This window comes from Mucilaginibacter sp. L196, from assembly GCF_009765905.1.
Taxonomy (GTDB): Bacteria; Bacteroidota; Bacteroidia; order Sphingobacteriales; family Sphingobacteriaceae; genus Mucilaginibacter.
In genome coordinates this window covers 1-13,652 of sequence record NZ_LMUO01000005.1, presented here as the reverse complement: position 1 = coordinate 13,652, position 13,652 = coordinate 1, and the positions used below count along the sequence as shown (strand labels likewise).

Genomic DNA, 13,652 nt, shown 5'->3' with positions numbered 1-13,652 from the left:
CTTCTTCGTCCGTAAAACGCCGCCTGACCAAAAATTGCTTGTAGCGCAGCAGGTCTATGGCCTCATGGGCAGGCTCATAGCCTCTTGGGTTGGTCTTCACGTGGTCGCCTTCCAAAGTCTTAAAGTTGCTGACAAAAATCGCATCGTTTAGGATCGTTCGCAAGGGTAGCTCATCAAATGCTATATCCTCGCGTATCAATTTCAGGTCCTGCGCGTTCGGGTTCCAGAAACCACATAAGATGAAACTCTTGTTTCCAGGTTCCAAATGATAGTAATAGCCGCCACGCCGCTGTTTGCCCGCGCGTTTGAACCTGCCGCCCCAATACGTACTATAAGGCGTTTTGTCTTTAGAAAAACGCACATCGCGGTAAATGCGGTAAAGACTTTTTGCGCCGCTTTGTGTTTCGATCACATCATGCCGGTTCAATTCCTGCAACAGCGCATCGGCAAATTGAGCCACCTTGGCCGATTCCAATTGATATTCGTCCTTATGAACTGCGAACCACGCCCGGTCATTATGATTACCGAGTTCCTCCAAAAATTCAAAAACAGACCCTGGTAGTATAGCCATCTCTCAACGCAATTTTTCAAGTTCAACCGCGATCGCCCGCAATAGTCCGACATTCACCGCCTTATCCGCCAGTGCCCTATAACTCCCCTCCTCATCCGGCTCAAAGATCACCGCCGTTTCACCGATCAAAACCTCCACCCGGAACGTATAGCCATAAGCGTACATCTTTATGGGCAACTCCAGTTCCTCACCACCATAAATCAAAGGCAATATCAATTCATCCATTCGCCATCAAACATAAATAATATCTTTGTGCTATACTTATGACTACCGAAAAACGAATAGCCACCGACGGCAACCGCACCTACTCTTTTTATCTAACCAATAAAACCGACACGCTGATCAGCATCGAGATGTATAATTCTCCCTATAACTTCGTATTAAAGGACGAAAATTGGGTCAACCATTCCTCTAACAAAATGGAAATGGCCCCGCATCTTATTGAGGCCGTAGTTGCTGCAACCTGATCTACGGCGTTACCACTCTAAACGTTAAATTCACCCTCGCGCGCATCGGTTTGACCGACTTCGCGACCCTATGCTCAAATGCTTCCTGCAAACCCGCCTTCATCATCAACAATGAACCATGCTCCAGCCTGACCGAATAATGTTCTTTGTGATCCTGTTTGCTGCGAATATCAAAGCTTCTAACCTGCCCAAAACTCACCGAGGCGATCACCGGGCGCTTGCCCAAAATGCTTTCCTTGTCGCTGTGCCAGGCTACCGAGTCATTGCCATCACGATAATAATTTAACAACACACTATTAAATTTAACACCCGCCAGTGGTTCCACCATTTCCTTGATCATCAACAACTCATCCGTCCAGGGCATGGGATTGGAGATTTTCCCGGATACCGAATAATCCGTACCCACATCACCATACCAGGCCGTCAGCCGTGGCGTCAGGTATTCTTTTTCCCACATCTTTTGAGTCGACTGTTTCCAGGGCATATCCCGAATAAACTTAGCCAAAAGCCTATCGCCGGTTTCGCTGTCGATCAAACCCGGCCTGTATTCCAGCATTTCCACAGGCAAACCCCTACTCTGTCCCGCTTCCGGGAAAAAACACAACTGTTCCATCATATCACCTCCACATAATTCATGATAAATTTCGCCACCTGCTCTTGCTCCACAATGCGCAGCACCTGCCCGTCATAAATCCAATAACCCGCTGCATCAAACAATATCCGTCCTAAATGATCCGGGGCAGGTTCATAGGCGGTATATAAATCATAACACAAGCCCTCACCTTTCCATACCAAGTCAGGCACGATTTGCACCACTTCATTTGCTTCGGGTCCTCTTTTTACCCAGGCTATCGCTTCTTTCATCAGGTTCATAAAACAAAAGTGAAAAAAAAATTGTAAAACTTTATACAAAATACTAAAAATATTAGCAAACTTTACAGTCCCAAACGCGAACGACATGGCAGCATTTACAATTGAACTTAAAACTGGAAATGATCTTTTGATCATTGTCGTACAAAAATTAGATCCGTGGCCGGACAATAACGGCTATGAGCGTTATGAATTAACAACGCGGGGAGGCAATTCGGTGATCAGTTTAGATGCAGATTATTGGTCAAAGCCCAGCCTGGAGCCAACCCAACGTCCGTTTTTCAGTGACAACAATGTTTTTACTAACGCCGAGTTGCGCAAGATCGCCGGTGAAATCACTAAACACCTAGCTTATGCAAATCAATAAGACTGACATCATAGACAAGCTCAGGCAGGACATCCTCGGGTGGGAAGGTTATAAACCGCCGGTTACGGGCGCGCGGTCATTGATCGGTCTGGGTCCCTTAGAAACGGCTTTCCCTAATGGTGTATTCCCGCTTGCAGCGGTGCATGAACTGGTTTGCGGTTCGAGCGAACAGGCAGCAGCGGGCGGTGGTTTGGTAACGGGTATCCTTTCCGTGCTGTTACAACGTGGCGGCATTTGTGTCTGGATCGGACGGGCGCGGCGCTTGTTCGCGCCGGCGCTGACGGTCTTTGGCGTAGCGCCGCATAAAGTGATCTTTATCAGCCTGTCCAAAGATAAAGATGCGCTTTGGGTGATGGAGGAAGCGCTGAAATGTTCCGGGCTGAAAGCGGTGGTTTGTGAAGTACATGAGCTGAATTTTAAGCAATCCCAGCGTTTGCAGTTAGCGGTAGAACAAAGCCGGGTAACAGGTTTTGTATTGCGTAATGCGGCGGATAAACTGGGTTCAACGGCCTGCGCGGCGCGCTGGCGGGTCAAATCTCTGCCCAGTGCGAATTTAGGTGACCTGCCGGGTTTGGGCTTTTTTCGCTGGCAGGTGGAATTGTTGAAAGTACGCAACGGGCAACCGTGTAAATGGATATTGGAATGGCAAGACGGGCATTTTGTCCCTGCCGCACAAATACTATTAAACGAAGAAAGGCAGGCCGGTTGAACCATGCAAAAACGCTTCATGTCCATTTGGTTCCGGCATTTGCTGACGGACGGGCTGGCGCTCCGCCGGGCTGATCTAAAAGAGGCTCCCTTTGTACTGGCCGCGCCGGTAAAGAACCGGGTGGTCATTACCGCAGCCAGCGCTTTAGCGGAACAGCAGGGCGCTTTTACGGGTATGGCCGTAGCGGATGCCCGGGCGGCAGTGCCTGAACTGTTGAGCTTTGATGATACGCCAGGAAAAGCGGCTAAACTATTACGCTTATTGGGTTTATGGTGTATCCGCTATACGCCTGTGGTAGCGGTTGATTTGCCGGACGGATTATTATTAGATATCTCAGGCTGCGCCCATCTTTGGGGCGGCGAACGGAGTTATCTCAAAGAGATTGTTTTGAAATTAAGGGCGGCTGGCTTCGATGCGCGGGCCGCGATAGCCGATACGCCGGGAGCGGCATTTGCAGTATCACGCTTCGCACGGGTTTCGCCTATCGTTCCTGTTGGTGGGCAGGCAGGTGTGCTTGCGGGTTTGCCACCGGCGGCTTTACGATTGGATGCTGAAATATTGGAGCGCCTGCAAAAGCTGGGGTTCCGAACCATCGGGCCAATACTTTCCATGCCGGCCTCAACGTTACGCCGGCGCTTTGGTAAGGAACTGTTATTGCGTATTGACCAGGCTTTAGGCAGAGTAGATGAAGCCTTGGTGTCATTGATACCGCCAGCGCCTTACGTGGAGCGCCTGCCCTGCCTGGAACCGATACGGACGGCGGTAGGTATAGAGATCGCTATTGAAAAATTGCTGTCGGCTTTATGCCTGCGTTTGCAAGCCGAAGGCAAAGGGCTACGTAAGGCGGTGCTGAAATGCCACCGTATCGATGGCCATAAGGTCCAGGTAAGTATCACTACGACCAAAGGTTCACATAGTGTATCGCATTTGGTGCGCTTATTCCAGTTACAGATCAGTAAGATCGAACCGGCTTTAGGTATCGAACTGTTCATATTGGAAGCCCCGCGCGTCGAAGATATGGAAACCGTGCAGGAGCAGATATGGGCGGTAGATAAAGGTTTGGCGGATACAGCGCTGGCGGAACTGCTTGACCGCGTAGCCGGCAAAGTTGGCGCGGAAGCGATCCGGCGCTATCTGCCGGCGGAGCATTACTGGCCGGAACGATCTGTTAAAATAGCCACTTCACTAATAGAAGAACCTACTACGGCCTGGCCGGAACAAATGCGGCCGATACGCTTGCTTTCGGTGCCCGAGCCTATTGAAGTCATGGCTTTGCTACCGGACAACCCGCCGAAAACTTTTGCTTATAAAGACAAGCGGCATATCATTATAAAAGCGGACGGTCCCGAACGCATCGGGCGGGAATGGTGGCAGGACAGCGGTGAGCATAGGGATTATTACGCCGTCGAGGACAGTGGTGGACAGCGTTACTGGGTTTTCCGCTCGGGCCATTATGACGGCGGGGACGCGCGCTGGTATTTACACGGATATTTTGCCTGACATGAAATACGCTGAACTACAAGTCACTTCCAATTTTAGTTTTTTAAGGGGCGGCTCGCATCCGCATGAACTGGCGGAAAAGGCCGCAGCGCTGGGCTATTCCGCCATCGCGATAACCGACCGTAATTCTTTGGCGGGCATCGTCCGTACGCATATGGCGGCCAAAGCGGCGGGTATCCGTTATATCCCGGCCTGCCGGCTGGACTTAATGGATGGTACTAGCTTATTGGCCTACCCTACGGATATAAATGCATACGGGCGGCTTTCCGCTTTGTTGACTTTGGGCAATTTGCGAACGAAAAAAGGTAAATGTGAGCTGTACAAGGCTGATGTTTATGAATATTGCGAAGGTATCCTGTTCGTTGCTGTGCCACCGGACAAGCTGAACAGCCGCTTTGAGTTGGATACCGGATTTCTGAAAGACATGTCCGAGTACCGCCAGCAATTTGGACGCTCACTTTATTTAGCTGCTTCCTTTAACTACCAGGGACAGGATGCCAAACGCTTATTCCGGTTGGCCGAAACCGGTGTACCTTTAATGGCCACGGGTGATGTGCATTATCATTGCGCCTCGCGGCGGGAACTCCAGGACGTTTTGACCTGTACCCGGGAGAAATGTACCATTCATACCGCAGGTTTTAAACTACATCCTAATGCGGAACGATATTTAAAAGACCTAAACGAAATTGCCCGCTTGTTTCGTGGCTATCCGGAAGCTTTGTCTAATGCCAATGCGATAGCGGACGCCTGCCATTTTTCGCTGGATGAACTCAAATACCTGGAGCCGGAAGAGCAACTGGTAGACGGCATGACCCGGCAGCAGCGTTTGGAAATCCTAACATGGAACCGTGCTAAAGCTTGTTTAGGCGACCCTATCCCCGAAAAGCACCGCAAGCAGATTGAATTTGAACTCGCCTTTATCCAGCGGCGCAACCTGGCCTGGTATTTCCTGCGGGTCTATAAAAAAACTCAAAAGGCCGAAGACCTCGGCATCCTGCACCAGGGACGCGGCTCAGCGGCCAACTCCACCGTTTGTTTTTGTTTAGGCATCACCGCCGTCAACCCGGCCAAGTCCCGCATGCTCTTTTCCCGTTTTATGTCGGACGCGCGCGATGAATGGCCCGACATTGACGTTGATTATGAGCATGAACGGCGCGAGGAAATCATCCAGTTTATCTATAATGATTACGGGCGCGAGCGGGCGGCTATTGTAGCGACGGTAACGCAGGAGCGGCATAAGGGCGCGATACGGGATGTGGGCAAAGCGATGGGCCTGTCTGAAGACACCATCAAGCGCATCGGTGCCACCATTTGGGATTTCTACGAGGAAGGCTTTGATGAGAAGCGGCTAAGTGACCAAGGTTTAAATCCCCGCGATCCGTTGATCTTAAAAGTATTACAACTGACCTGTCAACTTATCGGATTCCCGAGACAATTAGGTCAACATACCGGCGGCTTCGTCATTACCGAAGGCAAACTATCCGACTTCTGCCCGGTACTCAACGCCCGCATGGAAAACCGCACCCAGGTAGAATGGAACAAAGATGACCTCGAAGACCTCGGCATCCTCAAAATAGATGTACTTGGTTTAGGCATGTTGACCATGATCCGCAAAGCTTTTGACCTGGTGTTGCGCCATTATGGTATTCAGCTCACTTTAGCCAATGTGCCGCAGGACGACCCGCTGGTCTACGACATGATCTGCCGCGCAGACACCATCGGCGTATTCCAGATCGAAAGCCGCGCCCAAATGTCCATGCTCCCCCGCCTCAAGCCACGGGTATTTTACGACCTGGTAATTGAAGTCGCTATTGTTAGGCCGGGGCCGATACAAGGCGACATGGTACACCCCTATTTAAGGCGGCGAAATGGTGAAGAACCCGTAGTCTATCCCTCCAAAGAACTCGAGGAAATATTAGGCCGCACCCTGGGTGTGCCGCTTTTCCAGGAACAAGCCATGGAGATCGCTATCGTGGCCGCAGGCTTTACCCCCGCCGAAGCCGACCAGTTACGGCGGAGCATGGCCTCCTTTAAAGCCAATGGCAAACTCCACCTCTACGAAAAGAAAATGGTCGAGGGCATGATGGCGCGAGGCTATGAAGAAGATTTCTCCCGCCGCGTCTTCAAACAGCTGCAAGGTTTTGAAGGTTATGGCTTCCCCGAAAGTCACGCAGCTTCCTTCGCCCTGCTGGTCTACATATCTTCCTGGCTCAAATGCCATTACCCTGATGTCTTTTGCGCCGCCTTACTCAATAGCCAGCCCATGGGCTTCTACCAACCCGCCCAGATCGTACAGGATGCCCGCAACCACCAGGTACAGGTACTACCGGTAGACGTCAATTATTCAGAATGGGACAACACTCTTGAAAATTCATCTGTTAGATTAGGCTTCCGCCAAGTCAAAGGCTTAAAAGAACAAGACATGCTCCTCCTGGTCACCATGCGCGATAAAGGCTACCGTCATATCGATCAACTCCGGGCAGCGGGTGTGCCTGACGCAGCGCTGGAAAAACTCGCAGATGCCGATGCCTTCCGCTCCCTTAATGCCGACCGCCGCATGGCCTTATGGGAAGTATCGGCACTGGCAGACAGGCCCATCGGTTTATTTGATGGCCAACTATCCGAAACAGCATTGGAAGCAATGGTTCTCTTACCGCTCATGAGCCGGGGGGAACACGTCCTCCAGGACTATATCTCCACCGGGCTTTCACTCAAAGACCATCCCATTGGCCTGGTGCGCCCGCAATTATCCCGGATGCGAAACGTCAGGGTCAGTGACCTAGCCAAATGCAAGGACGGCGACGAGGTCCGACTAGCCGGGCTCATCACTGTACGCCAGCGCCCCGGCACCGCCAAAGGCGTCCTGTTCATGACCCTCGAAGACGAAACCGGCTCCGCCAACCTCGTCGTCTGGCAAAAGCTTTTCGACCGCTACCGCAAAGAGATCGTCCAATCCAAATTATTGATGGTCACCGGCAAACTACAAGTCGCCGAAGGCGTTACCCATCTGGTCGTCCGCCAATGCTTTAACCTCAGTTCCCTCTTACAAACCCTGGCCCAGGCAGGCGCAGACACCCTGCCCCAAACCCTTGCCCGCGGCGACGAAACTACCAAGCCATATGATTATGACGGGCGCTCAACTGTACCGGTTGAAGGCGCTTTCCACAAAGGACGAAATTTTCATTAAGGGAGATATTCGTTTAAAAACGTTTCTATCCGTTTAATCTACGCCTTTCCAAATTCTCTCTTCTCAATTTTGCCTTACCGGAATTCACCGGCCATTTACAATAAGCAAAAATGAACACCTTAAACAACAGCGTACGCCTCACAGGATTCTTAGGCAGCGCACCAGAGATCAAAGTAACCGAAAGCCAAAAGAAAGTTGCCAAACTTAACCTTGCCACCAACAGCTACCGTAAAAATGCGGAAGGCGAGCGTATCACCGAAACGACCTGGCACCAGATCGTACTATGGGAAAAGCAAGCCGAACTTGCCGAGAAATTCCTGGACAAAGGCAGCAAAATTTCTATCGAAGGCAGATTGTCAAACCGTTATTATACAGATAAGGATGGCATGAAGCGTTATGTTACCGAAGTGATCGTCAATGAGATAGATTTTTCCGGTAAAGCCGGTCAAAACTAAATATGGCAGTTTGCATCAACAGTGCAGCGCTAAACGGCATCGATGCGCTGATCATTCATATTGAAACCCGCATCACAGCCGGTGTACAATATTTTATCGTGGGCCTGCCGGATGAATCTGTAAAAGAAAGCTTGATCCGGGTAGAAAGCGCCATTTGTTCTGCTGACTTAAATATGCCCCGGCAAAAGATCGTCATCAGCATGGCCCCTGCCAGCATACGCAAGCAGGGCGCCTTGTTTGACCTGCCCATCGCGTTAAGTATTTTAGCGGAATCCGGGCAGATCGATCCGGGTTTGCTGGATGGCGTGGTTTCAGTGGGCGAACTATCGCTGAATGGTAAATTGCGCCCGGTCAAGGGTGTTTTATCAATGGCATTAGAAGCCCATAAATCCGGCTACAAACGCATGATCGTTCCTATGGAGAATGCTGCTGAGGCTGCCCTGGTTGACGGGGTGGATGTATTTGGCATACCTGACCTACGGGCCGTGTTTGATTATCTTTCCGGGCAAAAATCTTATGCCCCTGCAAAAAATAATGCGCATTGTTCGCAGGAAATTGAGCCAGCCACTTTTCCTGTAGATTTTTCGGATATAAAAGGTCAGCCTGCCATGAAACGCGCGATGGAAATTGCGGCAGCCGGCGGTCATAATTTATTGATGATCGGTCCTCCCGGTTCCGGCAAAACCATGATCGCAAGGCGTTTGCCAACCATACTCCCACCGCTAACGTTGCAGGAGGCGCTGGAGATCACCCGCTTATATTCCATTTCGGGAAAGCTCGACGGCCATGGCTTGGCAACTGAACGGCCTTTTAGGGCGCCTCACCATACAGCCAGTAATATTGCCCTGGTCGGCGGTGGCACTAATGCCCAGCCAGGTGAGATCTCGCTTGCACACAATGGGATATTGTTTTTAGATGAGCTGCCCGAGTTCGAGCGCAAAGTATTGGAAGTGTTGCGTCAGCCCTTGGAAGAACGGGCCATAACCGTTTCCCGTGCAAGTTTCAACAATACCTATCCTGCCGGTTTTTTATTTGTGGCGGCTATGAACCCCTGTCCTTGCGGCTTTTATCGGAATCCATTTCGGAAATGCACCTGCACTATAACCATGATCCGCAAATATGCGCGTAGGCTTTCAGGTCCATTGCTTGACCGCATCGACCTGCATGTGAACGTTACCCCCGTAAAATATGCCGACTTAGGGTCAAACGGTTGCGAAATTACCAGCGCTGAGGTTAGGGAACACGTCATTACCGCAAGAAAAATTCAGAGTTTGCGTTCAGGCGGTACGATCAATGCGCAAATGACACCTGAGCAAACAAAGCAGCATTGCCGCCTGGGTGTGCTCGAACAAGAGTTGCTGATCCAAGCCATGGAAAAACAAAGGCTTTCCGCGCGGTCCTATGACCGCATACTTAAAGTAGCCCGCACCATCGCTGACCTCGATGGGGCTATAGATATAACCCTGGTACATCTATCAGAAGCAATTGCATACCGCTGTTTTGACGGCGAATACTTCAGTATTTAATCGACTTCCCGCCTGCGACAGACAACGATGACATATCCGTTTTCCTCATAGTAACCATATTCGAAACAAAAATGATATACCCTTCCCGACTCGGTTGGTTCAGCCTCGCTGGTAATAAATTTAGTATTAAAACCCTTACCGATTAAGTCCCGCATCCGGATACGACCCGCCCTGTCCTCGCTACACAACCCTTCCATGATCCGCCTGTTGTTTAATAGAATTTCCTGTATTCGGGTAATGTAGTCCGGAATACTTAATTGCTCAGCTTCCGGTCGCTGGCTGATCTCTTCATGACTTTCATTTCCCTGCTGATTTTCTCTCCGCCTGCGATTATTGTAATTAGTTTTACAATAACTGTCACAATACAGCCGGCCTTCCCTTCCAGCGCCGAGTGGTGTGCCGCAGTCCTTACATTTCCGTTCTGCAACTGTTAATGTTTCGATTTCCATTGATTTTTCTCCTTGCGTCCGAATATAAGTCCAGATAACTCTTTTAGTGGTAGATAAAAAACGAATACAAACGTTTCTATCCGTTTTTATCCGGGAATATGCAAAAAACGCCTCGCAACTTTGCCTAACAAAACGAAAGAAAAATGGAAAATAAAAAAACAAAATTCACTAACATCCTTGACACAGAGATGTTTGGCGACGAACGGAAACAATACTATTTCGACATCAAAAAGGCGAAAAATCAGAAACTCTACCTACGCATTACCAATCGCCGGCAAGAACCAGACGAAACCTTTAAACGCACCCAAATTATCCTCTTTGAGGAAGACCTCGCGTTTTTTGTCGAAGCGATCACGATGCTGCTCGGCAGGCACGCCACCGGCAACCTGGGAATTAGCTGCTAGCCAATGGAAACGGAACTAAAAAACATTAAGGAGTTGTCAGTAGCTGACCGCCCGAGAGAAAAGCTGATCCAGCTTGGCGCGCAGGCATTAAGTAATACCGACTTGATCGCTATAATACTGCGCATGGGGAACAGGTCAACACCACTCGCATCGATCTGTAAATCATTAGTAGAATCTATAGACAACAATGTTTCAAACCTGGATGCGTTGAGCGTTGAGCAAATTTCCAAAATCAAAGGCGTTGGAGAAGTGAAAGCGGTGAGTCTGCTGGCTGCCATCGAATTGGGAAAACGAAGCCTGCGACAGGCGGCCCCATTAAATCTAAAAGACGATTCATCTGTAGAAAAATTGATCATAGCTTACCTTAAAAATGAACCTGGGGTGCAATACCATTTAGTACTCATGAACAACCGAAGCGAATTATTGGCGACAAGCAAACTGGAAACAGAAAAAGGGAAATTACCAGACCTAAAAGGGATCATGAAATTGTCCCTCGAAGCGGGTGCCGCAGAAATTATGCTATGCCGGAATGAATCAAAATTGCCAACCCGATTTTGTAACCAGGAAAAAGCTTTCATCATTCAATTAGATGCCGCAGCAAGCATGCTGAAGATTAAAATGCGTGGTTTGTTATCGATAAATAAGCCTTAAGATTTATTTTGGGGGCCGTTTCCCGCTTTCAGCGCGCCGGGCTTTCCGCTGTATCTGCTCCGCAGGATGCCACTTCCAATCCCTAACGGAAAATAACACTACGGCTGGAAAGCCTGTCGCCGCGCCCGGTAACTGTAACCGGGTAGGCTTCGGCTTACCAGCCTGTTGGGAGTTTTTTTCGATCAAGATCATCCCCCGCTTTTTTATTACTACGGATGTTTTCGATCCATCATTTGACCTTTGCTACAGGCAAATTTATACCTCCCCGGCAGTCAAGGCCATGCACAGTGCCGCTAAAAAATCTCCAGCCCTACGGGTAGTATTTTTTGCGTCAGCCTTGCCGGCCCGCCCCACGCGCAAATGTTTTGCCTCTATCAAAGGCCAAAAGAGGGTTTTGCCGAATTGGACTGGCGAACAAGTTTATTTAATTATTAAAAATTTATTTTATGTTATTCTCAGGAAGATTGACCGCTGATGCAGAGGTCAGAAATGTCAAAGGCGAAAGAAAAGTAACTGGTTTTACCGTTGCGATTAATGACCGTTTTAAAACGAAGGACGGCGAAAAAAGAGAAATCACGACCTACGTGGAATGTTCCTATTGGGTAAACCCAGGTTTAGCCGAGTATCTTAAAAAGGGCGTTATCGTTGAAATTTTCGGGCGGGTTGAAGCAAGGGCATGGAAAAAACAAGATGGCGAAGCAATGGCTAACCTATCCTGTAATGTTGGCACTATCAAACTGCTTGGTAAATCCGCAAACAATAACCTCGAAAGACAGGACACCAAATCCACAGTGGCTAAGGCGGGTGCGGACGATGATGATTTGCCATTTTAATTAATTCATTCAGCCGTGTGTGAGCAATCATGCACGGTTTTAAAACCAAAAATCAGATGCCAAATTGGTGCTATAACAGGGTTGAATTTACAGGAAGTGAATCAGCTCTAACAAGGGTTAACTTAATGTTCGAGGAACTTTCAGCGAAAGGAGAAGCAGAACAGCAAGGTCAACTACCAGATTTTATTGAAGAAAAAGACGGTTATTTTTTTGACTTACGGGTCGAAGACGAAGTGATTTATTATGAAACGAGGTGGTCACCCAATACCGATATAGTGCAAGAGATTGCAGAGCATTTTGACATTGAGTTCACCCATCATTACGATGAATCGGGAACTTGTATTTACGGCGAGGCCATTTACAAAGACGGTATGCTAACCAAAGTTGAACTTGATATGGCAGATTTCGCTGCGTATAAATATGACGTAGATGAAGAAACCTACCTATTCGAGGGTCAATATTATGAGTGTAGCGAGGAAATAAAGGAAATTTTATTGGAGAGAAAAAAGCAGCTAACCCTTAACATCAAAAACTATGACACGCTCTAATTTATTTATAACACTTAGTGATGGCAAAATTTTGAATTGCGTTGTGGAAAGCAGTAGCGCACCCGAACAGGGGTACTTTATAGAAAACTTTTTATTACCGTTATTAAACCGAAACAATGCTGAAAGTCAATTAAAATTAATCGAAGAACATTGTACGCTGAACGAATTGAGAGTAAACGCAACCTATCGCTATTACATCAATTTGACTAACGGCAAAGTCAAATTTTACGAGGAAAACTACAACTATAAAACTGACAAATTCTATTTGGGCAAAAACCTTACCGACAGGTTAATCACTTATCTGAAAATTGAAAGTGAAATCGAAAAGATAATAAAGCCAAGATTTTCAAGCTATTCAAACAAAGCGTTAGTTGCCCGCATCAATTCGTTACCTGACTTTAAATGGGACGATGAGGGTGTTGAATTAAACCGCAGATGGCGGGTATCAAACTTTGAATTTGATTTTGAAATGCGAAAAAACACTTTAGTAATTATAAAAGACAATCAATAAATTATGAAAACGAACTTTTTTAAAAATATAGCAGAGTTAAATATTCCGGGCAACTGGAAGTTTACTATCCATGCGGACGATAAAGGATTATTGACCGTATCGGCATTATTTAACGCAATCAAAAATGAAGATAATGCCAGCAAGCTTGTACCGCCCATGCTATTGCGGGGGACGGCAGACGAACTGGACGAGGGTTTTTTCGATACCATCGAAAAGCCCGTACAGGAAGCTGCGGGTTTATTCAATAATATGGAAACCTACATGAAAGGATTGGAAGAAGCCAAAAAGCAATCCAAAATGGAACAGGATAAAAAGACACAGGAAAGCAAAGCGAAAGCTTTAGCCAAAGCGAACGAGCCAAAAGACGGCATCGAAGTTTCAACCGAACCGAAGGTAAGCAAAGAGGAAAAGCGAAAGATTTACGATGAAGCTATGAAGAAAATAGGCGAACTAAATGATACTTGTAAGTACGAGGAAGCATTGAGCCTATTACCCTCAACCGAGGACTATCCTGGATATTCCGCTGAAATTGACCAGTGATTCATAGGTAAAGGGTAAAGTGATTCCGCTGGAAATTGACCAGGCATTCCGGGGCAAACTGACC

General features: G+C 48.2%; 19 protein-coding genes. 13 read left to right on the top strand and 6 right to left on the bottom strand.

Translation table 11 applies throughout. From position 1 onward, the window contains the following. Window positions 1-571 (bottom strand): DUF2461 domain-containing protein (locus GSQ74_RS01170; protein ID WP_158989220.1); only part of this gene is annotated, 571 nt, incomplete at its 3' end. Window positions 572-574: 3 nt separating this feature from the next. After that, window positions 575-796 (bottom strand): hypothetical protein, encoded by a 222-nt coding sequence (locus tag GSQ74_RS01165; RefSeq protein WP_158989218.1) that lies wholly within the window; start codon window positions 794-796, stop codon window positions 575-577. Window positions 797-834: 38 nt separating this feature from the next. On the opposite strand from GSQ74_RS01165, the gene GSQ74_RS01160 reads away from it, so the two are divergent. Next, a complete protein-coding gene (locus GSQ74_RS01160) occupies window positions 835-1,038 on the top strand; it encodes a hypothetical protein (RefSeq protein ID WP_158989216.1) in 204 nt (67 codons plus the stop codon). Between the two features lies 1 nt (window position 1,039). Here GSQ74_RS01160 and GSQ74_RS01155 read toward each other — a convergent pair whose 3' ends face one another. Together GSQ74_RS01155 and GSQ74_RS01150 are read right to left on the bottom strand one after the other, a co-directional pair. Next, entirely contained in the window at window positions 1,040-1,651 is a 612-nt protein-coding gene (locus GSQ74_RS01155; protein ID WP_158989214.1) for an alpha-ketoglutarate-dependent dioxygenase AlkB, read from the bottom strand. Next, entirely contained in the window at window positions 1,651-1,902 is a 252-nt protein-coding gene (locus tag GSQ74_RS01150; RefSeq protein WP_158989212.1) for a hypothetical protein, read from the bottom strand. Before GSQ74_RS01150 ends, GSQ74_RS01155 begins: the two co-directional genes overlap by 1 nt. A 94-nt stretch (window positions 1,903-1,996) precedes the next feature. Between GSQ74_RS01150 and GSQ74_RS01145 the strand changes: the two genes are divergently transcribed. From GSQ74_RS01145 to GSQ74_RS01120, 6 genes are all read left to right on the top strand, one after another. Beyond that, entirely contained in the window at window positions 1,997-2,275 is a 279-nt protein-coding gene (locus GSQ74_RS01145; RefSeq protein WP_158989210.1) for a hypothetical protein, read from the top strand. After that, on the top strand, window positions 2,262-2,984 hold the full coding sequence (locus GSQ74_RS01140) for an ImuA family protein (RefSeq protein WP_158989208.1): 723 nt from the start codon (window positions 2,262-2,264) through the stop codon (window positions 2,982-2,984). The genes GSQ74_RS01145 and GSQ74_RS01140 overlap by 14 nt, the downstream gene beginning before the upstream one ends. A gap of 3 nt (window positions 2,985-2,987) precedes the next feature. Next, window positions 2,988-4,484, top strand: a complete 1,497-nt coding sequence (locus GSQ74_RS01135) for a DNA polymerase Y family protein (protein WP_158989206.1) — start codon at window positions 2,988-2,990, stop codon at window positions 4,482-4,484. A 1-nt stretch (window position 4,485) separates the two neighbouring features. Beyond that, a complete protein-coding gene (locus GSQ74_RS01130; protein ID WP_158989204.1) occupies window positions 4,486-7,671 on the top strand; it encodes an error-prone DNA polymerase in 3,186 nt (1,061 codons plus the stop codon). A 110-nt stretch (window positions 7,672-7,781) separates the two neighbouring features. Next, window positions 7,782-8,126 (top strand): single-stranded DNA-binding protein, encoded by a 345-nt coding sequence (locus GSQ74_RS01125; RefSeq protein ID WP_158989202.1) that lies wholly within the window; start codon window positions 7,782-7,784, stop codon window positions 8,124-8,126. Window positions 8,127-8,128: 2 nt separating this feature from the next. Next, window positions 8,129-9,652: a YifB family Mg chelatase-like AAA ATPase gene (locus GSQ74_RS01120; protein WP_158989201.1), complete on the top strand. Its 1,524-nt coding sequence runs from the start codon at window positions 8,129-8,131 to the stop codon at window positions 9,650-9,652. On the opposite strand, the gene GSQ74_RS01115 is transcribed toward GSQ74_RS01120, so the two are convergent. Next, window positions 9,649-10,101: a hypothetical protein gene (locus tag GSQ74_RS01115; RefSeq protein ID WP_158989199.1), complete on the bottom strand. Its 453-nt coding sequence runs from the start codon at window positions 10,099-10,101 to the stop codon at window positions 9,649-9,651. The genes GSQ74_RS01120 and GSQ74_RS01115 overlap by 4 nt on opposite strands. Window positions 10,102-10,244: 143 nt before the next feature. Here GSQ74_RS01115 and GSQ74_RS01110 point away from each other — a divergent pair, with 143 nt between their 5' ends. After that, on the top strand, window positions 10,245-10,505 hold the full coding sequence (locus GSQ74_RS01110) for a DUF3276 family protein (protein WP_158989197.1): 261 nt from the start codon (window positions 10,245-10,247) through the stop codon (window positions 10,503-10,505). A gap of 3 nt (window positions 10,506-10,508) precedes the next feature. Continuing rightward, window positions 10,509-11,156, top strand: coding sequence for a UPF0758 domain-containing protein (locus tag GSQ74_RS01105; RefSeq protein ID WP_158989195.1), 648 nt, complete (start codon window positions 10,509-10,511; stop codon window positions 11,154-11,156). Between the two features lie 3 nt (window positions 11,157-11,159). Here GSQ74_RS01105 and GSQ74_RS01100 read toward each other — a convergent pair whose 3' ends face one another. Continuing rightward, on the bottom strand, window positions 11,160-11,348 hold the full coding sequence (locus GSQ74_RS01100; RefSeq protein WP_158989193.1) for a hypothetical protein: 189 nt from the start codon (window positions 11,346-11,348) through the stop codon (window positions 11,160-11,162). Window positions 11,349-11,602: 254 nt separating this feature from the next. On the opposite strand from GSQ74_RS01100, the gene GSQ74_RS01095 reads away from it, so the two are divergent. From GSQ74_RS01095 to GSQ74_RS01080, 4 genes are read left to right on the top strand one after another with little or no spacing between them, the layout of a single operon-like run. Then, complete coding sequence (locus tag GSQ74_RS01095; protein ID WP_158989191.1) at window positions 11,603-11,989, top strand: single-stranded DNA-binding protein; 387 nt, start codon at window positions 11,603-11,605, stop codon at window positions 11,987-11,989. 29 nt (window positions 11,990-12,018) lie between these two features. Beyond that, the gene (locus tag GSQ74_RS01090; RefSeq protein WP_216846654.1) at window positions 12,019-12,537 is read left to right on the top strand and encodes a hypothetical protein; all 519 of its coding nucleotides are present in this window, start codon (window positions 12,019-12,021) and stop codon (window positions 12,535-12,537) included. Then, on the top strand, window positions 12,524-13,048 hold the full coding sequence (locus GSQ74_RS22635) for a hypothetical protein (protein ID WP_216846653.1): 525 nt from the start codon (window positions 12,524-12,526) through the stop codon (window positions 13,046-13,048). Before GSQ74_RS01090 ends, GSQ74_RS22635 begins: the two co-directional genes overlap by 14 nt. Window positions 13,049-13,051: 3 nt before the next feature. Next, a complete protein-coding gene (locus GSQ74_RS01080) occupies window positions 13,052-13,588 on the top strand; it encodes a PRTRC system protein E (protein ID WP_158989187.1) in 537 nt (178 codons plus the stop codon). The last annotated feature ends 64 nt before the right edge of the window (window positions 13,589-13,652 follow it).